Here is a 22,078-nt window from a genome sequence, read left to right as displayed (position 1 = left end):
GAGCGGTGAAGAGCCGATCTACCCCTTGCGGTGGTAGGTCGGCTGCTCGCCGTCCCTGAGGTTGCCCCGGTAGAAACCCGTCCGCAGCTCGTAGGTGTACTCGTCGAGCTCGGGCATGCCGACACCGGCGGCGTACGCGATCTCGGCCTCGGCGTCGTAGGGAACCCGGACCCACTGGATGCCGAACGGCGCCGCCTGCTCGCTGTCCATGACGCCCTCGAGGATGACGTAGACCGGTGTCGGGTCGCTCATGCAGTTGCCGACGCTGCCGGTGTTGAAGACGGTGCGCCGCTCCCGGTCGGTCTCGTAGTAGGGGTCGTGGGTGTCGGCGTAGCCGACGATGTCCGGCTCCGGGACGTCGAGGCCGGTCGCCTCGGTGTTCTGGAACAGGCCCAGGAACTCCTGCTCGTCGTGGTCGAACCTGACCCGGCGGTGGACGGTCTCCTCGGAAGCATGGAAGAGCCGGATCCGGCGGCCGCTCATCGTGAAGTCGTGGCTGAACGGGAGCGTACGCAGCCACTCGGCCTGCTCCCATGCCTGCAGCCGCCACCACATCAGCCCGACCGACTCACGGCCGAAGTCGGGCTCGGGCGCGAGCAGGAAGTCCTCCCAGTTGCCGAGGATGTTGACCTCGCACCGCTCCCGGCAGATCTCGGCGACCTCACGTCCTCGCGGGCCCTTGCCGACGTAGTCGCCGAGGTTGAAGATCCTGGTGATTCCGCGCGCCTCGATATCGGCGAGGACGGCTTCGAGGGCGGTGAGGTTGCCGTGTACGTCCGAGATCAGCGCGATGCGCTCTGGGGTCATGGGCGCAGGCTATGCGATGGCTGGGAGACTGGCCCGGTGAGGATTCTGGTGACGGGTGGGGTGCGCTCGGGGAAGTCCCGGCATGCCGAGTCGCTGCTCGCGGCCGCGCCGTCGGTGGCGTACGTCGCCCCGGGGCCGACGCTCGAGGAGGAACCGGATCCCGACTGGGCCGCGAGGCTGGCTTCGCATCGGGCCAGGCGGCCGGAGCGGTGGCGTACGGTCGAGTCGCGCGATCTCGCCGGGGCGCTGGCCGACGCCCTGGCCGCCGACGATGCGGTCATGGTCGACTGCCTGGGCACCTGGCTCACCGCCGTCATGGACTCGCGCGGGTTGTGGGAGGCCACGTCCGAGGAGGCGACCGCGGCGGTCTCGGCGCTGGTCGAGGACGCCGTCACGGTCCTCGGCCGCCACGGCGGGGACGTCGTGCTGGTGACCAACGAGGTCGGCCTCGGGGTCGTCCCGGCGCATCGCTCGGGCCGCCTCTTCCGCGACCTGCTGGGGCTGGTCAACCAGCGGCTGGCCGCGGCCTGCGACGAGGTGCACCTCGTCATCGCCGGACGGGTCCTGAAGCTCTAGCCGGCGCTCAGCGTGACCAGGACGGCTGCCAGCGCCGCCTCGACGGTCGCTCCGAAGACGTCGCCGGTCACTCCGCCGAATCGTTTGACCGCCCGCAGGACGATCACACCGACGACGGCTGCGGCGACGACGACCGCGAGGACTCCTCGCCACCACGGCAGCCCGGCCCAGGCGCCGGCACCTGCGAGCGCGGCCGCGACGACGGCCCAGACGACGACGGTGACCAGGGGCGGCAGGGTCTGGGTGAACGTACGCCCCAGCCCGTCCTCGCGCGCCGGCCTGATGCCGCGCGTGCAGCACAGTGCCAGGGCCGCGCGCGAGGCGCAGACGGCGACGGCGACGAGCACCGAGGAGCGTAGGACCTCGTCGCCGAGCACCGAGGCCAGCCCGGCCACCTGGAGGCCGAGGACCAGGACGATCGCGGTGACGCCGGCGGGGCCGGAGGTGCCGGTCTTCATGACCGCCAGCGAGCGCTCACGGTCGTAGGAGGCGGCCATCCCGTCGACCGTGTCGGCGAGGCCGTCGAGGTGGAGCGCCCGGTTGCCGACGACCACGGCGCCGATCACCAGGAGGGCGATGACGGTGTGCGGTAGGCCGGCGAGCTGTCCCAGGAGTGCGATAGCGCCGGCGCCCAGCGCGAGGGGCAGCGCGGCCAGGGGCGCGACCGCCATTGCCACCGCGGCGCGACGGCGGTCGACGTGCTCGGGAGGAGGCACGGGCATCGCGGTCAGCGTGCCGACCGCGAGACGCCAGGCGTCCCGCAGGAACATCAGGCGGGGTCGCCCGGGGCGAGCTCGGAGAGGAGAGCGACGTCGCGCAGGAGGGCGACGGCGCTGCGTACGACCGGGACCGCGGCGACCGCGCCGGAGCCCTCGCCGAGCCGCAGGTCGAGGTCGAGCAGCGGCGCCAGGCCGAGCTTCTCCAGTGCCATCGACTGGGCGGGCTCGGTGGAGCGGTGGCCGGCGGCGAACCACGCCGCCGCGCCCGGCTCGATCCGGTCGGCGGTGAGGGCGCAGGCGACGCTCATCAGGCCGTCGAGAAGCACCGGGGTGCCGCTGCGGGCGGCCTCGAGGAGATAGCCGGTCGTGGCCGCCAGGTCGGCGCTGCCGAGCGCGGCGAGAGTCTCGATCGGGTCCTCGACACGCTCACCGGCACGGGCCAGCGCGGTGGTGATGACCTCGGTCTTGGTCCGCAGCGCGTCATCGCCGATGCCGGTGCCGCGGCCGGTTACCTCGCTCGCGGGGAGCCCGAGCCCGGCGGCCACCATCGCCGCCGCGGGCGTGGTGTTGCCGATGCCCATGTCGCCGCTGATCAGCAGCTGCGCACCGGCGGCGATCTCTTCGCGGGCCACCGCGGCACCGGCCTCCAGCGCGGCCATGGTCTCCTCGGCGGTGAGCGCGTCCTCAAGATGGATCGCACCGCTCCCCCGCCGGATCTTGTGCCGCGTCAGGGCCTCGCGGGTCGCCGCGTCGAGCTCCTCGAACTCCTCGTCGACACCGAGGTCGAGCACCCGGACCTGGACGCCGTGCGCCTTCGCGAGGGCGCTGACCCCGGCCCGGCCGCCCAGGAACGTACGCACCATCGCGCCCGTGATCGCCGACGGGAACGCCGAGACCCCGTGCTGGGCGACGCCGTGGTCACCGGCGAAGATCACCAGTCGTACGTTGTCGACCGGTCGCGGCGGCACCTCGCCCTGGCACGCGGCCACCCAGACCGCCAGCTCTCCCAGGCGGCCCAGGGCTCCGGGAGGTGTCGCGAGGGCGCCGAGCCGCTCGGTGGCGGCGCGGCGTACGTCTTCGTGCGGGGTCTGGATCGTCACCAGCGCAAGGTACCCCACCCCGCCGGAGCCAGGCCTCGCTGGTTGAGCCGTGAGCGCCAGCGAGCGTGGAGCTGGCTCGACCAGCGGGGTCAGGTGAGGCCTCGCGAGACGCCCTGGGCGGCGACCTTGAGTGCGGAGACGAGGCGGAGGCGGTTGCGGCGGAGGTCGGAGACGACGATGCCGAGGGCCCCGACGACGCCGGAGGCGGTGGTGATCGGGACCGAGACCGAGCAGGCGCCGAGGGTCATCTCCTCGACGGTGGTCGCATAGCCCTCGGAGATCGCCCGGTCGAGCTGGCGCCGCAACAGGCCGGGGCTGGTGATGGTGTGGCGGGTGAACGGTCTGAGCGGGCCGGCCAGCACCCGGTTGCGTACGTCCTCGGGCGCATGGGCCAGGAGCACCTTGCCGACACCGGTGGAGTACATCGGCAGGCGTGAGCCGACCGAGGAGACGATGGGGACGTTGCGGGTGCCGCGGAGCGTCTCGAGGTAGAGCACGTGGTCGTCCTCGCGCACGGCCAGGTGGACCGTCTCCAGGGTCGCGCCGTAGAGGTCGTGGAGGAACGGGGCCGCGACCGATCGCAGGTCGGTGGCGACCGGGGCGAGCAGGCCGGCGTCCCACAGCCGGCGGCCGACGGCGTACGTCCCATCCTCGTCCCGCACCAGGCCGCCCCACTCGACCAGCTCGGCGACCAGGCGGTGGGCGGTCGGGAGGGAGACGTCGGCACGCGACGCGAGCTCGCTGAGGGTGAGCCGGCGATGACCGGCGTCGAAGGCACCGATGAGACCGAGGACGCGCGAGGCGACCGTGCGGCCTCCACTGCCACCTGCCATTCGGCGCCTCCTTTTGCTCAGCGGAATTCCGCGCTTTCATCGTACGCCTCCCGCACCTAGCGTTCGGAACGTGACAGCGACCACTGAGACTCAAGCGGACCTCTCGGCCGAGATAGCGAAGATCGAGGCCGACTCCGAGGGCCAGAACGTACGCCAGCCCCTGCTGGACTACCCGCCCTACCGGTCCAGCATCCTGCGCCACCCCACCAAGGACCCGCGCCATGCGGACCCGGAGACGATCGAGCTGTGGGCTCCGTGCTTCGGGCACTCCGACGTGGAGCCGCTCGAGGCCGACCTGACCATCGCCGGCAGCAACGAGCCGATCGGCGAGCGGATCACGGTCAGCGGCCGGGTCCTCGACGGCGAGGGACGCCCCGTGCGCAACCAGCTCGTCGAGATCTGGCAGGCGAACTCCGCGGGCCGCTACATCCACAAGCGCGAGCAGCACCCCGCTCCGCTCGACCCCAACTTCACCGGTGTCGGCCGCTGCATCACCGACGCCGAGGGGCGCTACCGGTTCCAGACGATCAAGCCGGGGCCGTACCCGTGGGGCAACCACATCAACGCCTGGCGGCCGGCGCACATCCACTTCTCGCTCTTCGGCCGCGCGTTCACGCAGCGGCTGATCACGCAGATGTACTTCCCCAGCGACCCGCTCTTCGCGCTCGACCCGATCTACCAGTCGATCACCTCGCAGAAGGACCGTGACGCCCTGGTGGCGAGGTACGACCACGACCTCTCCACCCCCGAGTACTCGATGGGCTACAGCTGGGACATCGTCCTGACCGGCCCGAGCCGCACCTGGACCGAGCCCGAGGAGGGCGACCTGTGAGCACCATCCCGACCCCGGGCCAGACCATCGGCCCCTTCTTCGGCTACGCGCTCCCCTACGAGGGCGACGCCGACCTGGTCCCGCCGGGCAGCCCCGGCTCGATCCGGCTGCACGGCTGGGTCTACGACGGCGCCGGCAACCCGATCCCCGACGCGCTGCTGGAGATCTGGCAGACCGACGCCGAGGGCAACGTCCCGCAGGCCGAGGGGTCGCTGCACCGCGACGGCTGGACCTTCACCGGCTGGGGCCGCGCCGACACCGACCCGAACGGCCACTACACCTTCTCGACGGTGCTCCCCGGCGCGGCCGAGGAGGGCGCGGCGCCGTTCGTCGCTCTCACCGTCTTCGCCCGTGGTCTGCTCGACAAGCTGCACACCCGGATCTACCTGCCCGAGCACCCCGCCAACGCCGGTGACCCCCTGCTGGTGTCGCTGTCCGAGGACGAGCGTGCGACGCTGGTGGCATCTGCGGACGCAACCGGGTTGCGATTCGACGTGCACCTCCAGGGCGACCGCGAGACCACTTTCCTTACCTACGGCTGAGGAGTCGAATGTCGCTGCTGTGGCCAGGCGAGGAGCGCGCCGGGGACCTCTTCTCCGAGGCCGCCTACCTCGCCGCGATGGTTCGGGTCGAGGAGGCCTGGCTGGCCGCGATCGTGTCCTCGGGGATAGCCCCCGAGGAAGCGCGTACGCCACTGGCCGGCCTGGTCTCCGAGGCCGATGTCCCGGGGCTGGCCGAGGGTGCGGAGGCCGGGGGCAACCCCGTCATCGGCCTGGTGAAGCTCCTGCGGAGCCGCCTCGACGGTGAGGCGGCCCGGTGGCTCCACAAGGGCCTGACCAGCCAGGACGTCGTCGACACCGCGCTCGTGCTCTGTCTGCGCGACGCGCTCGATCGAGTCGAGGGGGAGCTCGCCGCACAGGCCGCCGCGCTGGCCGGTCTCGCCCGGGAGCACCGCGCCACCGTGATGTCGGGCCGCACCCTGACCCAGCACGCGGTGCCGATCACCTTCGGCCTCAAGGCCGCGACCTGGCTCGGCGGTCTGAGCGACGCCGCCGAGGCGCTCCGCGCGACGCGTACGTCGTTGCCCGCCCAGGTCGGCGGCGCGGCCGGCACCCTGGCGGCGGTCGTCGGCCTGGCCCGGCTCCGTGGTCTCGGTGATCCGGTGGCCGCGGCCCAGCAGGGCGCCGCGACCACGGCGACCACGCTCGGACTGACCCCGCGGGTCCCCTGGCACACCAACCGCGCCCCGCTGACCTCGGCCGCCGACGCGCTGGTCACCGCGGCCGACACCTGGGGCCGGATCGCCACCGACATCACCCTGCTGACCCGCCCGGAGATCGGCGAGCTCGCCGAGCCGGCGGGTGAGGGCCGCGGCGGCTCCTCGACGATGCCGCACAAGTCCAACCCGGTGCTCTCGGTCCTCATCCGCCGCCACGCGCTCGCTGCTCCCCCGCTGGCCGCGACGCTCCACACCGCCGCGGCCTCCTACCTCGACGAGCGTCCCGACGGCGCCTGGCACGTCGAGTGGGAGACGCTGCAGATCCTCGCCCGCCGCAGCGCCGTCGCCGCCTCGCAGACCACCGAGCTGCTCGCCGGGCTCCGTGTCGACGCCGCCCGGATGCGCGCCACCGCCGAGGCCGCGGGCGCGGACCTGCTGGCCGAGCAGCGGTCGCTGACCGGATTCGTGGGCGGCGAGATCCTGGCCGGCTCCGAGGCCGCGGCAGGTCTCGATGCCTATCTCGGCGCCACCGATGCCCTCATCGACACCACTCTCGCCCGCGCCCACGAAATCTGGAAGACCGGACTTTGAAAGGAAGCGTCATGACTCCGAGGATCACCCCCGTCGAGCTGGCCGGAGACCCGAGCAAGCCGCTCCTGGTCGTCGGCCCGTCGCTCGGCACCTCGGTGAGCGCGCTCTGGGCCGCCACCGCCGAGCTGCTCGCGGACAGGTTCCACGTCATCGGCTGGGAGCTCCCGGGCCACGGCCACGGCGCTCCCACCAAGGAGCCGTTCTCGATGGCCGACCTCGCCGCCGGGGTGCTCGCCTGTGTCGACCGGGTGCTCACCGACCGCGGCGAGCGCCACGGCACCTTCGCCTACGCCGGCGACTCGGTCGGCGGAGCCGTCGGCCTCCAGCTCATGCTCGATGCCCCCACCCGGGTGAGCGCCGCGGTGCTCACCAACACCGGTGCGAAGATCGGCGAGCCCGAGGGCTGGAACGACCGGGCGACGACCGTGCGCGCCGCCGGCACCGCCTCCCAGATCGCGGGCTCCACCCAGCGCTGGTTCGCCCCCGGCTTCCTCGAGCGCGAGCCCGCCCGGGGCGGCGTCCTGCTCCACTCGCTGCGCGACGCCGACGCGGAGAGCTACGCGCTGGTGTGCGAGGCGCTGGCGGCGTACGACGTCCGCGGCCGGCTCGCCGAGGTCGCCGCCCCGGTCCTGACGGTCGCGGGTCTCGACGATGCCCCGACGCCGCCGGCCTCGCTCGAGGAGATCGCCGTCGGGGTGCGCAACGGGCGGCTGGTCACCCTCGACGCCGTCGGCCACCTGGCTCCCGCCGAGGCTCCGCACGCCGTCGCCACCCTGGTCACGTCCCACGTGACGGCATCGGACCCGGCCTACGCGGCCGGGATGAACGTACGCCGCCAGGTGCTCGGCGACGCCCACGTCGACCGGGCCACCGCGGCGATCACCGACGTCAACCGCGACTACCAGGACCTGATCACGCGCTACGCCTGGGGCACGATCTGGACCCGCCCCGGCCTCGCCCGCCGGGACCGATCGATCGGCGTCCTGACCGCCCTGGTCGCGGGGCGCCACTTCGAGGAGCTCGAGTTCCATCTCCGCGCCGCCCTCACCAACGGGCTGACCCGTGAGGAGATCATCGAGGTGCTCCTGCAGACCTCGATCTACGTCGGCGTACCCGCCGCCAACACCGCGTTTGCCGTCGCCAACCGGGTCCTGAACGAATAGCTTGTCGACATGACCAGCACCGCGACCGTCGTCGGCGCCGGGCCCAACGGCCTGGCGGCGGCGATCGTGCTCGCGCAGCAGGGCGTGCGGGTCACCGTCCTCGAGGCCGCCGAGACGGTCGGCGGTGGCACCCGCACCGCCGAGCTGACCCTGCCCGGGTTGCGCCACGACATCTGCTCGGCGATCCACCCGCTCGGGGTGGCCTCCCCGTTCCTGCGCGGCCTCGAGCTGGAGAAGTACGGCCTGACCTGGCGTTTCCCCGAGATCCAGCTCGCCCATCCGGTCGACGCGAGCACGACCGCGCTGCTGCACCGCTCCGTCGAGGAGACCGCCGCGGGGCTGGGCACCGACGGGCGGCGCTGGCAGCAGCTGTTCGGCCCGGTCGTCCGCGGCTTCGACACGGTCTCGGAGCACATCCTCGGTCCGATGGTGCGGCTCCCGCGCCATCCGTTCCGGCTGGCCTCCTTCGGGATGCGCGCCGCTCCCCCGGCCGCCGTGCTCACCCGGACCTTCCGTGAGGAGCCGGCCAAGGCGCTCTTCGCGGGCTGCGCGGCGCACGCGTTCCAGCCGCTGGACCGCCCCGGCACGGCCGGCGTGGGCACCATGCTCGTCGTCAGCGGGCATCGCCACGGCTGGCCCGTCGCCGAGGGCGGCTCGCACGCGATCACCCTCGCCATGGCGCAGCGGCTCGAGGAGCTGGGCGGCACCATCGTCACCGGCACCACCGTCCGCGACCTGGCCGATCTTCCCGACGCCGACGTCACCCTCTTCGACACCAGCCCCGGCGGCTTCGCCGACATCGTCGGTGAAGCCCTCCCCCAGCGGCCACGACGGGCGATGCGGAGGTGGCAGCACGGCCCCGCGGCGTACAAGCTCGACCTGGCCGTCCGCGGCCCGATCCCGTGGCGCGACCCGCAGATCGGACGCGCCGGGACCGTCCATCTCGGCGGGACCAGCGCCGAGGTGGCCGCGAGCGAGAAGGAGATCGCCGCGGGCCGGATGCCGGAGCGTCCGTTCGTGCTGATCGGTCAGCAGTACGTCGCCGACCCCTCCCGCTCGGCGGGAGACCTCAACCCGGTCTGGGCCTACGCGCAGGTCCCGCACGCCTTCGAGGGTGACGCCACCGACGCGGTGCTCGCCCAGATCGAGCGCTTCGCGCCGGGCTTCCGCGACCGGATCGTGGCGACCCACGTGACCACACCGGCCGACTACGCGGCCTACAACCTCAACTACGTCGGGGGTGACATCTCCACCGGCGCCAACACCCTTCGCCAGCTGATCATCAGGCCGACCCTCACCGCCTACGAGACCGGTATCCCCGGGATGTTCCTCTGCTCGGCCGCCACCCCGCCCGGCGCCGGCGTCCACGGCATGTGCGGCTACCACGCCGCCCACCGCGCCCTGCGCCACCTGGCCGCGATGGGGAAACCAGGTGCCACCGGCTTCCGTCCTGGCTAACGTCTGGCCCATGCCGCAAGCCCGTCTGCGCACCGAGCGTCTCGACCTGGTCCCGCTGAGCGAGGAGCATCTGCCGTTCCTGGTCGAGCTCAACTCCGACCCGGTGGTGCTGCGCTTCCTGTTCACCCGCGCGCTCACGCCGCAGGAGACCGAGGAGCGAATGCACACCTGGATCCGGGTGGCGAAGGAGACCGAGGGGCAGGGCAAGTGGATCGGGTACGCGGCCGGTGAGGCCGTGGGCCTCTACATGCTCGAACCGCCCGACCATCCGCCCCGCACCGACGCCGCCGAGCTCGGCTACCGGCTCCCGCAGCGGCACTGGCGGAAGGGGTTCGCCAAGGAGGGGTCGCGCGAGCTGCTCCGGCACGCCTTCGAGGACCTCGGCCTCGACACCGTGATCGCGCAGACGATGGCCGTCAACGAGGCCTCCCGGGCGACCATGGTCTCGGTCGGGATGAGCTTCGTGCGCAGCTTCCACGAGGAGTTCGAGGAGCCGCTCGCCGGGCACGCCGAGGGCGAGGTCGAGTACGAGATCAACCGCGAGACCTGGCTCGCGGGCCGCGCGGGGTAGGCTGCGAGCACGCTCGTGGCGCAGGAACCCGGTGAGAGTCCGGGGCGGTTCCGCCACTGTGACGTCCGTACCGCTGCCGGTCACGGGCACAGCCAGACACTGGCCGCGGGCATCCGACCGATCGACGGGGCGAGAACCCCTAGGAGGACCCCGGCATGGCCGACCCTGCACGCGTACGCATCGCTCTTCTGTCCACCTCGGACACCGACCTGCTCTCGGCCCGTGCCAGCGGCGCCGACTACGCCTGGGCGAACCCGTCGCGGGCGAGCGACCTCGAGGCCGTCGTCGCCGGAGCCGACCTGGTGGTCTTCCGGCTCCTCGGCTCGCCCACCGAGCTGTGGGACGGCCTGAGCGCGGTCAAGGAGCGCGGCACCCCGGTGGTGGTCCTGGGCGGCGAGCAGCAGCCGAGCGCCGAGCTGATGGAGCACTCCACGGTGCCGATGGGTGTCGCCGCGGAGGCCCACCGCTATCTCGCCGAGGGCGGCCCGGCCAACCTCGCCCAGCTGCACGCGTTCCTCTCCGACACGGTCCTGCTGACCGGGTTCGGGTTCGAGCCGCCGGCCGAGGTGCCGGCGTGGGGGTTCGCGGAGCGGCCCGCGCCCGCCGACGAGGCGCGGCCGAGGATCGGCATCCTCTACTACCGCGCCCACGAGACCAGCGGGAACACCGCGTTCGCGCACGCGCTGGCCGACGCCATCGACGCGACCGGCTCGGCCACCGGCGTACCCGTCTTCGCGGGCTCGCTGCGCTCGGCCCCCGACGACCTCTACGAGGCGCTCGGCACCCTCGACGCCCTCATCGTGACCGTGCTCGCGGCGGGCGGCTCCGTGCCCGCGTCCGCCTCCGCCGGTGGTGAGGACGAGGCCTGGGACGTGGAGCGGATGGCCGCACTCGACATCCCGGTGCTGCAGGGCCTGTGCCTGACCAGCTCGCGCGCGGAGTGGGAGGTCTCCGACGACGGCGTCACGCCGCTCGACTCGGCCAACCAGATCGCGATCCCGGAGTTCGACGGGCGGATCATCACCGCCCCGTTCTCGTTCAAGGAGCTCGACGAGCAGGGTCTCCCCCACTACGTCGCCGACCCCGAGCGCACCGCGCGGGTGGCCCGGATCGCGGTCAACCACGCCCGGCTCCGCCACACTCCGAACGCCGAGAAGCGCCTCGCGCTGGTGCTCTCCGCCTACCCGACCAAGCACGCCCGGATCGGCAACGCCGTCGGCCTGGACACCCCGGTCTCCGCGATCAGGATGCTGCGTCGCCTTCGCGAGGAGGGCTACGACCTGGGGCAGGACAACGAGGTCGTGCGCCTCCTCGACGGCCCGGACGACACCGCCGCCGGCGACGCCCTGATCCACGCGCTGATCGCCGCGGGCGGTCAGGACGAGGAGTGGCTGACCAACGCGCAGCTGACCGACGCCCACGTCCGTGTCTCGAAGGCGTCCTACGACGAGTGGACCAAGGATCTCCCTGCTGAGCTGCGAGAGCAGATGGTCGAGACCTGGGGGCCGACGCCGGGCAACCTGTTCGTCAACGACGACGGCGAGCTCGTCCTGGCCACGCTCCAGGCCGGCAACATCGTCATCCTGATCCAGCCGCCGCGCGGGTTCGGCGAGAACCCGGTCGCGATCTACCACGACCCTGACCTTCCCCCCAGCCATCACTATCTCGGTGCCTACCGCTGGCTGGAAGCCCCCAGAGATCAGCACGGCTTCGGTGCCGACGCCGTCGTCCACCTCGGCAAGCACGGCTCGATGGAGTGGCTGCCCGGCAAGAACGCCGCCCTCTCGGCGAGCTGTGGCCCGGATGCGGCGATCGGCAACATGCCGCTGATCTACCCGTTCCTGGTCAACGACCCGGGCGAGGGCGCCCAGGCCAAGCGCCGCGCGCACGCCACGATCGTCGACCACCTGGTCCCGCCGATGGCGCGTGCGGAGTCCTACGGCGACATCGCGCGGCTGGAGTCGCTGATGGAGGAGTACGACCGCATCTCCTCCATGGACCCGGCCAAGCTGCCCGCCATCCGCGGCGAGATCTGGCAGCTGATGAAGGCCGCCGAGCTCCACCGCGACCTCGGCATGGAGGAGCGTCCCGAGGACGACGACTTCGACGACTTCATGCTCCACATCGACGGCTGGCTCTGCGAGATCAAGGACGCCCAGATCCGCGACGGCCTGCACGTGCTCGGCGCAGCCCCCGAGGGCGAGGCGCGGATCAACCTGGTGCTCTCGATCCTGCGCGCCGCGCAGGTGTGGGGCGGCGTCGGCGGCGCCGTGCCCGGTCTGCGGGCGGCGCTCGGCCTCAAGGAGGGCGCCGACACCCGGGCCGTCGACGAGATCGAGACCCAGGCTCGCGCTCTGGTGGAGCGCATGGATGCGGCCGGCTGGGACCCGGCCGTCGCCGAGTCGCTCCACGACGACCCGGCCGTCCGGCAGGTGCTCGTCTTCGCCGCCGAGCAGGTGGTGCCGCGGCTGGCGGGGACCACCGACGAGCTGTCCGCCGTCCTGCACGCGCTGGACGGTGGCTTCGTCCCCGCGGGGCCGTCGGGCTCACCGCTGCGGGGGCTCGTCAACGTACTTCCGACCGGGCGCAACTTCTACACCGTCGACCCGCGCGCGGTCCCGAGCCGGCTGGCCTGGCAGACCGGGCAGGCGATGGCCGACTCGCTGCTGCAGCGCTACCTGGACGAGACCGGTGACTACCCGACGTCGGTCGGGCTCTCGGTGTGGGGCACCAGCGCGATGCGTACGTCCGGCGACGACGTCGCCGAGGTGCTCGCGCTGCTCGGGGTGCGGCCCGAGTGGGACGAGGCGTCACGGCGGATCACCCATCTCGACATCATCTCGCTGGAAGAGCTCGGCCGGCCGCGGATCGACGTGACCGTACGCATCTCCGGGTTCTTCCGCGACGCGTTCCCGCACGTCGTCTCGATGCTCGACGACGCGGTCCGGATGGTGGCCGACCTCGACGAGCCGGCCGCGGACAACTTCGTCCGCGCGCACACGCTGGAGGACCTGGCCGAGCACGGCGACCAGCGTCGTGCGACGGCCCGCATCTTCGGCTCCAAGCCCGGTTCGTACGGTGCCGGGATCCTGCAGGTGATCGAGGCCGGCAATTGGCGCTCCGACCAGGACCTGGCCGAGGTCTATACGGCCTGGGGCGGCTTCGCCTACGGCCGCGACCTCGACGGTGCCCCGGCGGCCGACGACATGCGCACCAACTACCGCCGGATCAAGGTCGCCGCCAAGAACGTCGACTCCGCCGAGCACGACATCGCCGACTCCGACGACTACTTCCAGTACCACGGCGGCATGGTCGCGACCGTCCGCGCGCTGACCGGCAGCGAGCCGAAGGCGTACGTCGGTGACTCCACCTCGCCCGACGCCATCAGGACCCGCACGCTGCAGGAGGAGACCAACCGCGTCTTCCGGGCCCGGGTGGTCAACCCGCGCTGGATCTCGGCGATGCAGCGCCACGGCTACAAGGGCGCCTTCGAGCTGGCCGCGACGGTCGACTACCTCTTCGGCTTCGACGCGACCGCCGGGGTGGTGCAGGACTGGATGTACGAGAAGCTCGCCCGCGAGTACGTCCTGGACGAGACCAACCAGGAGTTCATGCGGACCTCGAACCCGTGGGCGCTGCGTGGGATCGTGGAGCGGCTGCACGAGGCGGCCGAGCGCGGGCTGTGGGAGGCGCCCGACCCCGAGGTCGTCGCCCAGATGCAGGAGATCTATCTCGACATCGAAGGCGACCTGGAGGAAGGCCAGTGACCTCTTCCGGACAGCGTCGGATCAAGATCATCGGCGTCGGTCCCGGCGACCCCGACCAGGTCACCCTGGAGGCCGTCGCCGCGATGCGGTCGGTCGACTACTTCCTGGTCACCGACAAGTCCGGCACGGTCAAGAAGGGCATGCCCGACCCGCTGGTGCGGGCCCGCGAGGAGCTGCTCGACCGCCATCTCGACGAGCCCGCGCGGGTGGTGAAGGTCGCCGACGCACCCCGCGAGCGGCGTGAGGAGTTCACCGGGACCGACGCGGACTACCAGGCGGCCGTCCGGGAGTGGCACCGCGCCCGGGTCGAGCGCTACCTCGCCGTGCTCGCCGAGCATCCCGGCAACGTCGGCTTCCTGGTCTGGGGCGACCCGGCCTTCTACGACTCCACGATCCGGGTCGTCGACCAGATCGCCGAACAGCTCGACGTCGAGGTCGACGTCATCCCCGGGATCTCCTCGGTGCAGCTGCTCGCCGCGCGGCATCGGCTGGTGCTCCACGACGTCGGGCGCCCGCTCTACGTCACCACCGGACGCGCGGTGCTCGAGGCCGTCGAGGCCGGGCACGACAACCTCGTGGTGATGCTCAACCGCGTCGTCGAGCTCCCCGGGCTCGCGGACTGGCGGATCTGGTGGGGCGGCAACCTCGGCACCCGCGAGGAGGAGCTCGTCGCCGGTCGGGTCGGCGAGGTGCTCCCCGCGATCGATGCGGCTCGGGCGCGGTTGCGCGAGGCCTCCGGCTGGGTGATGGACATCTACCTGCTGCGGGCTCCCCGGCATGGGTGATCAGTGATGAGCGGGCTGCTGGTCGCCGGCACCACCTCGGACGCGGGCAAGTCGGTCGTGACCACCGGGCTGTGCCGGGCCTTCGCCCGCCGCGGCGTCAAGGTGGCGCCCTACAAGGCCCAGAACATGTCCAACAACTCGATGGTCTGTGCCGCTCCCGACGGGACGACGGCGGAGATCGGGCGCGCGCAGTGGGTGCAGGCGCTCGCGGCGCGGGTCACCCCGGAGCCGGCGATGAACCCGGTGCTGCTCAAGCCGGGCTCCGACCGCCGCAGCCACGTGGTCCTGATGGGCCATCCCGCCGGGGAGGTGTCCTCGCACGACTGGGAGGCGGGGCGCCGGCATCTGGCGACCGCGGCCCATGCGGCGTACGACGATCTCGCCTCTCGGTTCGACGTGATCGTCGCCGAGGGCGCGGGGAGCCCGGCCGAGATCAACCTGCGGGCCGGCGACTACGTCAACATGGGGCTGGCGCGGCACGCCGGGCTGCCGACCGTGGTCGTGGGCGACATCGACCGGGGCGGGGTGTTCGCGGCGATGTACGGCACCCTGGCTCTCCTCGAGCCCGAGGACCAGGCCCTGATCAGCGGTTTCATCATCAACAAGTTCCGCGGCGACGCGGGTCTGCTCCAGCCCGGGCTCGACTCGCTGGAGTCGCTCACCGAGCGCCGGGTCTTCGGGGTGCTGCCCTGGGAGCCGTCGCTGTGGCTCGACTCCGAGGACGCGCTCGACCTCGACGGGCGCCGCGCGGTGGCCGGTGCCACCCGCAAGGTCGCGGTCGTACGTCTGCCCCGCATCTCCAACTTCACCGACGTCGACGCGCTCGGCCTGGAGCCGGACCTCGACGTCGTCTTCGCCTCCTCACCGGCCGACGTCGCCGACGCCGACCTGGTCGTCCTGCCCGGCACCCGCTCCACGATCAGCGACCTGACCTGGCTGCGCTCGCGCGGCCTCGACGTGGCCCTGACCGAGCACGTACGCCGCGGCCGCCCGCTCCTCGGGATCTGTGGCGGCTTCCAGATGCTCGGCGGCACGATCGCGGATCCCGACGGGGTCGAAGGGTCGGTCGCCGAGGTCGAGGGGCTGGGCCTGCTCGACGTACGCACCGACTTCACCCCCGCCAAGAACCTCCGGCTGCCCACCGGGTCGGCGCTCGGGGTCGAGGCCGGTGGCTACGAGATCCACCACGGCCGGATCACCCGCGGCGACGGGGTCACCGAGTTCCTGGGTGGCGCGCGCTCCGGGCTGGTCTTCGGCACGATGTGGCACGGGTCCTTGGAGGGCGACGCTCTGCGCGGCGCGTTCCTCGAGGCGACGCTGGGCCGCGAGCCGTCCACCGTCTCCTTCCCCGCCGCCCGCGAGCGCCGCCTGGACCTGATCGGCGACCTCGTCGAGGAGCACCTCGACGTCGACGCCCTGCTCGACCTCGCCCGCGGGGGGATCCGATGAGGCTCCTGATCCTGGGCGGGACCGGGGAGGCGCGGGACCTGGCGGCGCGGCTGCTCGAGGAGGGGGTGGACGTCACCTCCTCCCTGGCGGGCCGGGTGGCACGTCCGCGGCTGCCGGTGGGCGAGGTGCGGATCGGCGGGTTCGGCGGGGTCGAGGGCCTGAGGGGGGCCCTCGACCAGTTCGACGCGGTCGTCGACGCGACGCACCCGTTCGCGCGCGGGATATCGGCCAACGCGGCCGCGGCCTGTGCCCTGACCGGCCATCCGCTGCTCCGGCTGGAGCGGCCGGGCTGGCCGGCGGACCCGTCCTGGGCCTACGTCGACACCCACGACGAGGCGGCCACGCTCGCCGCCGGCCTCGGAGCGCGTCCCTTCATCACGGTCGGGCGCCAGGAGCTGGCCCGGTTCGTCCCGGCGCTGGCCGGCCATGCGGCCCTCGCCCGGGTGGTCGACCGGCCCGACCTCGACCTCCCCGAGCCCTGGACCCTGCTGACCAGCCGCGGGCCCTACGAGATCGAGGGCGAGCTCGCGCTGATGCGCGAGCACCGGAGCGACGTGCTCGTCACCAAGGACTCCGGCGGGACCTTCACCTGGCCGAAGATGGCCGCGGCCGCCGAGCTCGGCGTGCCCGTCGTGGTCGTACGCCGCCCCGCCCCCGCCGACGGCGTCCGCACGGTCGACGACGTCGCCGAGGCGGTCGCCTGGGTCCGGAGCCTCGGATGAGGGTGCTCGTCGGGATGTCGGTGACCGATGTCGACCGGCGCCAGGACCTGCTCGCCTGGGCCGGCGAGCTCGACGCGAGCATGGCATTCCTGCAGCTGGGCGATCCGTCGCTCGCCGCCGAGCTGACCCGGCTCGCCGACTCCGGCGCGGCAACCATCACGCTCGCGGGAGTCAGTCTCGGCCCGCTCGCGCCGGGCCACTCCTGGCTCCGCCGGATCGCGGCCCACTGGTGGCGCGAGCGCCCCGGGAGCCGCCCCGAGATCCAGGTCGCGACCCGGCTGGCGACCACGCACGACGACCTCGCCGACGTGCTGACCGAGACCAGACCGATCACCGGCACCGAGCCCGGACTCACCTCGCCCGCGTGGGAACGAGTCCCCGAACACGTACGCCAGGTGCTGATCTGCCGCGGCCCGCGCTGCACCGCGAAGGGCTCCGAGGAGACCGCCCGGGCGGTGATCCTGGGCGCGATGGAGGCCGGTCTCGACGACGACGATCTGCTGATCACCCACACCGGCTGCCAGTTCCCGTGCAACCAGGCGCCGGTGCTCAGCGTCCAGCCGGACGATGTCTGGTACGGCCACGTGGAAGCGGCCGCCGCCCGGGTGATCGTGCGTGATCACCTGGTCGGCGGCCGTCCGGTGGAGACCTACCGCCTCCCCCGCTAGCCCCTCAGAGGCTGGCGGCCAAGGCCTTGCGCTCCGCGACAGCGCGCTCTGCCGCGTACAGACGAATCACCAGCCCGGTCAGCGCCACTCCGAGCACGCCCCACATCGTGGCGAGCGTGATCAGCGAGGCCCGGCGGAAGAACCACAGCGTGTCGGCCGGGAAGTCCCCGACCTCGTTGACCGTCGTGAACAGCTGCCCGGCGACGACCATCACGACCAGGTAGGCAGCGATCGCGCCGACGACGGCGAGATAGGTGCCGAACCGTCCGCGCAGCCGCACGGCGGCGTACGTCACGACCACTGCCGCCACGACCGAGAGGGCTTGGAAGGCGAAGTAGACCGCGGTGCGGGCGCCGATGGTGTCGCCGCTGCCAACCGCCGGCGGGGTCGCCGGGTATTTGAGGAAGGGCACCAGGGCGACCGCGACGAACCCGATCAGGGTGACCAGCGCCGTCGACTGTCCCGGCGTGAGCCGTCCGAGACGACCCAGCGTGGCCGCGGCGACGAGCCCGATGATGCCGCCGAGCGCGACGCCGACCGCGAGGGTGCCGGTCAGCAGCCCCCAGGTGCTCTGGTTGGTGCGAGAGACCTCGGCGGCCTCCTCACCACCCTCGGCAGCCTCGGCGGCGTGAGAGTGCGAGTGCCCGTCGGCACCGGCCGACTCCTCCAACGCGATGGCAGCACCGACCTGCGGCTCACCGACGGAGTACGCCACCAGGAAGGTGGCGACTCCGGCGAGGAGTCCAGCTAGCAGGCCGCGTACGAGAAAGGCACGCGGGCTCATCAGTGGCAGGGGTAGCCGAGCAGATGGCGACCGTCGTGGACCCACTCGTGGACGAGCGTGCCGGACGGGATCGAGACGGCGCCCTGGTCGGCGCTGATGAAGAAGAGCACCAGGAGACCGAGCAGACCGAAGAAGAGCGCCCAGGGGGCGAGCTCACGGAGCGGGATGGTGGGAAGGTCGGCGCCGGCGACGGGCGCCACAGCGTGCTGCGACATATGTCCTCCTCAGGGATACCTGCGTCCCTGTTCGTTGGGGTTGGACGGACACTCGGGTCTGACTCCACCGCCGCGAGGCGATGTCACAGTAGCGCGACTGTGCCGGAGTTCCACCGGCTTCCTCATGTCCGTTCCGAGCACTATAGCGGGATCTCAGCGGAGCCACCGGTTGCCGTCGAGGTTGGTGAGATCGCTGATGTCGAGCGCCGGTTCGATCCCGGACTCGGGCGCGAGCCCGAAGTGCTCGAGCGAGCGCCGGACCCACTCGGCGGCGTCGATGTTGAGCGGGCCGGAGACCCACATCGCGTAGGGCAGGTTCACGAACCGGTTCTCCTTGACCGCCGGCAGGTCGCGGGAGGCAGGGTTGGCCTTGAGGACCTCGACCTTCTCCGCGTAGGACTGCCCCGGGTAGTCCACGAAGTAGATGACGTCGGGCTTCGCGGCGGCGAAGCGCTCCCAGCCGACCTCGGTCCAGGTGTCCTCGACGTCCGCGGTCGCGCTCCTCACCCCGGCGGTGTCGAAGATGGCCTGCGGGCCGCCGAAGGACCCGGAGGTGAAGATCGCGTCGGTGCCGGAGTCGAAGAGGAACGCGGTCGGCGTCCTCGCCGGTCGCGGAGCACTCTCCAACGCCGTGCGGCGCTTCTCGATGTCGGCCACGACCTTCTTCGCGGTCTCCTCGTGGCCGGTCAGCTTGCCGATGTTGAGCAGGTCGGCACGCAGCGCAGCCCAGGCCTCCATGGTGCCCCGGTCACCGTCCTCCTGCCGGCAGGTCTCGCTGAGCAGGTAGGTCTCGATGCCCCGCACCTGCACCATCTCGGGCACCAGGTTGCGCGACTCGCTGAACCCGTAGCCCCAGCCCGCGAACATCAGCTGGGGATCGAGCGCCAGGACGGTCTCCAGCGTCGGGTGGTCATCGCCCACGATCTCGAGCTCGCCGACCCGGTCCTCGGGGTAGGCGAGCTCGAGCAGCTGCTTGTCCCGAGCCAGGCCGGTCACGGCGACCAGCTCCTCGCGGGCACCGACGGCCAGGGCGATGGAGATGATCCCGCCGTCGTAGGCGTACAGCTCGGTGACCGGCTCGTCGACCGTGAGCCGCTCGCCACAGTTCTCGACGGTGATCGCGCCGTTCTCGGAGGCGTCGTCGGAGGCTGTCTCCTCCGCCCCGCACGCGGTGAGGATCGTGGTGCCGAGGGCGAGCGCGGCGAGGCAGGCGAGCCGTGGGCGGCGGACGGATCTGGTGATGGTCGGGGTCATGCCGAGCGGTCCTTCCGAGGATGGATGAGCAGATGGGGCTGGTCCAGGTCCGGATGCGGCACCTGGACGGATCCGACGCCGAAGTGGTGCTCGACGCGGATCGCGTCGAGCACCTCCGCAGGCGGCCCGTGGGCCACGACGGTCGCCGGGCCGCTGTCGGGGTCGCTGCCGGCGGGCCGGCCGAGGACCGCGAGCCGATCGAAGGAGCGGAGCGCCAGGTCGAGGTCGTGGATGGTCGCGACCAACGTCTCGGCCCGCTCGGCGACGGTACGCAGCAGCCGCAGCTGCCAGGCGACGTCGAGGTGGTTGGTGGGTTCGTCCAGGAGCATCACCGGACAGTCCTGCGCGAGACCGCGGGCCATCACCGCCCGGCGCCGCTCGCCACCCGAGAGACGCTCGCACGGGTCGTCGATGCGGTCGGCCAGGCCGACGGCGTCGAGGGCCGCTCGCACGATCTCGCGCTCCTGCTGCCCGCCTCGCGACCACGGCCGGGTGCGGGGCACCCGGCCCAGCGCGACCATCTCGCCCACGAGCAGCTCGGCGGAGGCGACCTCCTCCTGGGGGACGTACGCCACTCGGCGGGCGCGTTCGCGCGAGCTGATCCGGGCGGTCTCCCGCAGGTCGCCGGAGTCGTCGTCGAGGTAGGCGTGCCCGGCACTCGGTCGCAGCACCCCGGCGAGGATCCGCAGCAGGGTCGACTTGCCCACACCGTTCACACCCACGATCCCGAGGCGGGTGCCGACGGGCACGTCCAGGTCGACGTCGCGAAGCACGTCGCGCTCGCCCAGCCTCGCGGCGACCCCACGCAGCCGCAGCGCCGGCCGGGGCGCGGGGCCACTCATCGGTCGCTGCCGAAGCGGTAGCCGCCGCGGCCCAGCAGCAGCAGGAAGAGCGGCGCCCCGACGACGCCGGTGACCACCCCCAACGGGATCTCCTGCGGGCGCGCCACCAGCCGGGCGAGCACGTCGACCCACAGCAGGAACACCCCACCGCCCAGGGCCGCGACCGGGAGCACCACCCGGTGGCGCGCGCCCACCAGCAGCCGGGCCGCGTGCGGCACGATCAGCCCGACGAACCCGATCCCACCGCTGACCGCGACCAGGACCCCGACGAGCACCGCCAGGGCGACGAAGAGCGTCGTCCGCAGCGCCGCGACGTTCACGCCGAGCGCGGCGGCGGTCTCGGGGCCGGCGGCGAGCGCGTCCAGCCAGCGGTGCAGGGCCAGCATCCCGAGACCGAGGCCGAGGCTGAGGACCGCCGGCAGCCACAGCTTCTCCCAGCTGGCTCCGCCGACGCTGCCGAGCATCCAGAACATCACCGAGTCCGCGGCGCGCGGGTCATCGCTCATGAACACCAGGAACGAGGCGATGGCGGAGAGCCCGGAGGAGAGCACGACGCCGGAGAGCACCAACCGGATCGGGGTCAGCCCGCCCTGCGCGGTGGCCACCAGCCAGACCAGCATGGCCGAGCCGACCGCCCCGACCAGGGCGCCGCCGGAGACGGCGTAGGCGCCGAGGCCGGCCAGCGCGCCGGTGGTGATGGCGGCCGTCGCCCCCACCGAGGCGCCGGAGCTGATCCCGAGCAGGAACGGGTCGGCGAGCGGGTTGCGGACCAGGGTCTGCATGCCGGCGCCGGCGACGGCCAGGCCCGCCCCGACCGCGAGCGCCATCAGCGCCCTCGGCACGCGCAGCTCCCACACGATCACGTCCCATCTCCCCGGCGGCTCACCCCGGAGCCGGTCGAGAACGGTCGCGACGACCTCGCCGACAGGGATGCGCTCGGAGCCGAAGGCCACGGACACCACGGCGCTGAGCGCCGAGGCGAGCAGCAGTCCCACGACCAGCGGCACGAACGGCACCCGTCGCCTCCCGGCTCCGGTGGTGCGTGGAATCAGGGTGGGGGTCTCACGGCTCGGCGTCAGCACGCAGGTCGGCCTCTCAGGTCCTCTGGACCCTGGTCGCGAGGGCCGTGACGAACAGCTGAGCCGACAGGTTTTCGGACTCGGGTTCAACCGGCGACGCTGCCTTCCCAGGGAGTCGGTCCCCAGTGGCTGTCTAGCGTCGCCGTCGCCCTCACCGCTGCGCGCCAGTCCCGGATTCACACCGGAGTTCCCTGGCATCCATCAGGATGCGTTCGACTCGGCGCCGAGGCTAGCACGGGTCGCCGAGCCGGTGACGGGGATGTTCCGCACGACACGGCGAAGCACTAGATCTAGGAAGTTGCATTGGTGTAATTCCCGCATATAGTGGTCCTCGCAGCTGGTTCTCCCTCCTCGGCGACGAGGTGGGAGAGGCAAGAGGGAACCCGGTGCGAGTCCGGGACTGCCCCGCAGCGGTGAGTGGGAACGACCGCCGTCACGAAGCACTGGGAGCAAGCCGGCTCCTGGGAAGCGACGGCCACTAGGACCGAGCACGATGACGCCCACGAGTCCGAAGACCTGCCAGTGCCCACCTCATGGTGGGGTCCGCGACCTCGAGGGAAGGTCAGGGGATCGAGCGCGTACGACGCCGTCCTCTCCTGCCCCGGCACGGATGCACGAGACATCCGAGCGAGCCGCGGGGGCGC

21 protein-coding genes and 3 riboswitches are annotated in these 22,078 nt (G+C 72.4%); of the genes, 12 read left to right on the top strand and 9 right to left on the bottom strand.

Annotated features, from left to right (window positions below; translation table 11 throughout):
• Positions 1–18 precede the first annotated feature (18 nt).
• Positions 19–807 (bottom strand): metallophosphoesterase family protein, encoded by a 789-nt coding sequence (locus ACZ6WN_RS22790; protein ID WP_465867849.1) that lies wholly within the window; start codon positions 805–807, stop codon positions 19–21.
• A 36-nt stretch (positions 808–843) separates the two neighbouring features.
• Here ACZ6WN_RS22790 and cobU point away from each other — a divergent pair, with 36 nt between their 5' ends.
• Positions 844–1,383, top strand: a complete 540-nt coding sequence (gene cobU, locus ACZ6WN_RS22785) for a bifunctional adenosylcobinamide kinase/adenosylcobinamide-phosphate guanylyltransferase (RefSeq protein WP_465867847.1) — start codon at positions 844–846, stop codon at positions 1,381–1,383.
• Here the strand turns inward: cobU and ACZ6WN_RS22780 are convergent.
• The 3 genes from ACZ6WN_RS22780 to ACZ6WN_RS22770 all read right to left on the bottom strand — a co-directional run bounded on the left by ACZ6WN_RS22780 (position 1,380) and on the right by ACZ6WN_RS22770 (position 4,035).
• Positions 1,380–2,153, bottom strand: a complete 774-nt coding sequence (locus tag ACZ6WN_RS22780; protein ID WP_465867845.1) for an adenosylcobinamide-GDP ribazoletransferase — start codon at positions 2,151–2,153, stop codon at positions 1,380–1,382. The genes cobU and ACZ6WN_RS22780 overlap by 4 nt on opposite strands.
• A complete protein-coding gene (gene cobT / locus ACZ6WN_RS22775) occupies positions 2,153–3,202 on the bottom strand; it encodes a nicotinate-nucleotide--dimethylbenzimidazole phosphoribosyltransferase (protein ID WP_465867843.1) in 1,050 nt (349 codons plus the stop codon). Before cobT ends, ACZ6WN_RS22780 begins: the two co-directional genes overlap by 1 nt.
• An 89-nt stretch (positions 3,203–3,291) precedes the next feature.
• Positions 3,292–4,035, bottom strand: coding sequence for an IclR family transcriptional regulator (locus tag ACZ6WN_RS22770; protein ID WP_465867841.1), 744 nt, complete (start codon positions 4,033–4,035; stop codon positions 3,292–3,294).
• Positions 4,036–4,105: 70 nt separating this feature from the next.
• Between ACZ6WN_RS22770 and pcaH the strand changes: the two genes are divergently transcribed.
• The 11 genes from pcaH to ACZ6WN_RS22715 all read left to right on the top strand — a co-directional run bounded on the left by pcaH (position 4,106) and on the right by ACZ6WN_RS22715 (position 17,260).
• Positions 4,106–4,867 carry a protocatechuate 3,4-dioxygenase subunit beta gene (gene pcaH / locus ACZ6WN_RS22765; protein WP_465867839.1) on the top strand — a complete coding sequence of 254 codons (762 nt, stop codon included), beginning with the start codon at positions 4,106–4,108 and terminating at the stop codon, positions 4,865–4,867.
• Complete coding sequence (gene pcaG, locus ACZ6WN_RS22760; RefSeq protein WP_465867837.1) at positions 4,864–5,409, top strand: protocatechuate 3,4-dioxygenase subunit alpha; 546 nt, start codon at positions 4,864–4,866, stop codon at positions 5,407–5,409. Before pcaH ends, pcaG begins: the two co-directional genes overlap by 4 nt.
• A gap of 8 nt (positions 5,410–5,417) precedes the next feature.
• Entirely contained in the window at positions 5,418–6,677 is a 1,260-nt protein-coding gene (locus ACZ6WN_RS22755) for a lyase family protein (RefSeq protein ID WP_465867836.1), read from the top strand.
• Positions 6,678–6,688: 11 nt separating this feature from the next.
• A complete protein-coding gene (gene pcaDC / locus ACZ6WN_RS22750; RefSeq protein ID WP_465867834.1) occupies positions 6,689–7,840 on the top strand; it encodes a bifunctional 3-oxoadipate enol-lactonase/4-carboxymuconolactone decarboxylase PcaDC in 1,152 nt (383 codons plus the stop codon).
• A 9-nt stretch (positions 7,841–7,849) separates the two neighbouring features.
• The gene (locus ACZ6WN_RS22745; RefSeq protein WP_465867832.1) at positions 7,850–9,298 is read left to right on the top strand and encodes a phytoene desaturase family protein; all 1,449 of its coding nucleotides are present in this window, start codon (positions 7,850–7,852) and stop codon (positions 9,296–9,298) included.
• Positions 9,299–9,308: 10 nt separating this feature from the next.
• Positions 9,309–9,869 (top strand): GNAT family N-acetyltransferase, encoded by a 561-nt coding sequence (locus ACZ6WN_RS22740; RefSeq protein WP_465867831.1) that lies wholly within the window; start codon positions 9,309–9,311, stop codon positions 9,867–9,869.
• Positions 9,847–9,991: riboswitch (cobalamin riboswitch) on the top strand. It overlaps the preceding gene by 23 nt.
• A 33-nt stretch (positions 9,992–10,024) precedes the next feature.
• Positions 10,025–13,636, top strand: coding sequence for a cobaltochelatase subunit CobN (locus ACZ6WN_RS22735; RefSeq protein WP_465867829.1), 3,612 nt, complete (start codon positions 10,025–10,027; stop codon positions 13,634–13,636).
• Positions 13,633–14,421, top strand: coding sequence for a precorrin-6A synthase (deacetylating) (gene cobF / locus ACZ6WN_RS22730; protein ID WP_465867828.1), 789 nt, complete (start codon positions 13,633–13,635; stop codon positions 14,419–14,421). The genes ACZ6WN_RS22735 and cobF overlap by 4 nt, the downstream gene beginning before the upstream one ends.
• A 6-nt stretch (positions 14,422–14,427) precedes the next feature.
• On the top strand, positions 14,428–15,870 hold the full coding sequence (locus ACZ6WN_RS22725) for a cobyric acid synthase (RefSeq protein WP_465867827.1): 1,443 nt from the start codon (positions 14,428–14,430) through the stop codon (positions 15,868–15,870).
• On the top strand, positions 15,867–16,592 hold the full coding sequence (locus tag ACZ6WN_RS22720) for a cobalt-precorrin-6A reductase (RefSeq protein ID WP_465867825.1): 726 nt from the start codon (positions 15,867–15,869) through the stop codon (positions 16,590–16,592). Before ACZ6WN_RS22725 ends, ACZ6WN_RS22720 begins: the two co-directional genes overlap by 4 nt.
• Positions 16,589–17,260, top strand: a complete 672-nt coding sequence (locus ACZ6WN_RS22715) for a (2Fe-2S) ferredoxin domain-containing protein (protein WP_465867823.1) — start codon at positions 16,589–16,591, stop codon at positions 17,258–17,260. Before ACZ6WN_RS22720 ends, ACZ6WN_RS22715 begins: the two co-directional genes overlap by 4 nt.
• 4 nt (positions 17,261–17,264) lie before the next feature.
• Here ACZ6WN_RS22715 and ACZ6WN_RS22710 read toward each other — a convergent pair whose 3' ends face one another.
• From ACZ6WN_RS22710 to ACZ6WN_RS22690, 5 genes are all read right to left on the bottom strand, one after another.
• Positions 17,265–18,044, bottom strand: a complete 780-nt coding sequence (locus tag ACZ6WN_RS22710; RefSeq protein WP_465867821.1) for a CbtA family protein — start codon at positions 18,042–18,044, stop codon at positions 17,265–17,267.
• Positions 18,044–18,259, bottom strand: a complete 216-nt coding sequence (locus ACZ6WN_RS22705; protein WP_179659100.1) for a CbtB domain-containing protein — start codon at positions 18,257–18,259, stop codon at positions 18,044–18,046. Before ACZ6WN_RS22705 ends, ACZ6WN_RS22710 begins: the two co-directional genes overlap by 1 nt.
• A 153-nt stretch (positions 18,260–18,412) precedes the next feature.
• On the bottom strand, positions 18,413–19,513 hold the full coding sequence (locus tag ACZ6WN_RS22700; protein ID WP_465867819.1) for an ABC transporter substrate-binding protein: 1,101 nt from the start codon (positions 19,511–19,513) through the stop codon (positions 18,413–18,415).
• Positions 19,510–20,355 carry an ABC transporter ATP-binding protein gene (locus ACZ6WN_RS22695; protein WP_465867817.1) on the bottom strand — a complete coding sequence of 282 codons (846 nt, stop codon included), beginning with the start codon at positions 20,353–20,355 and terminating at the stop codon, positions 19,510–19,512. Before ACZ6WN_RS22695 ends, ACZ6WN_RS22700 begins: the two co-directional genes overlap by 4 nt.
• Positions 20,352–21,371 carry a FecCD family ABC transporter permease gene (locus tag ACZ6WN_RS22690; protein ID WP_465868286.1) on the bottom strand — a complete coding sequence of 340 codons (1,020 nt, stop codon included), beginning with the start codon at positions 21,369–21,371 and terminating at the stop codon, positions 20,352–20,354. The genes ACZ6WN_RS22695 and ACZ6WN_RS22690 overlap by 4 nt, the downstream gene beginning before the upstream one ends.
• Before the next feature lie 111 nt (positions 21,372–21,482).
• Positions 21,483–21,666: riboswitch (cobalamin riboswitch) on the bottom strand.
• Positions 21,667–21,754: 88 nt separating this feature from the next.
• A riboswitch (cobalamin riboswitch) is annotated at positions 21,755–21,972 on the top strand.
• Positions 21,973–22,078: the final 106 nt, after the last annotated feature.

The organism is Nocardioides sp. NPDC054178, from assembly GCF_055585005.1.
This window is presented reverse-complemented; position numbering and strand designations above follow the sequence as displayed.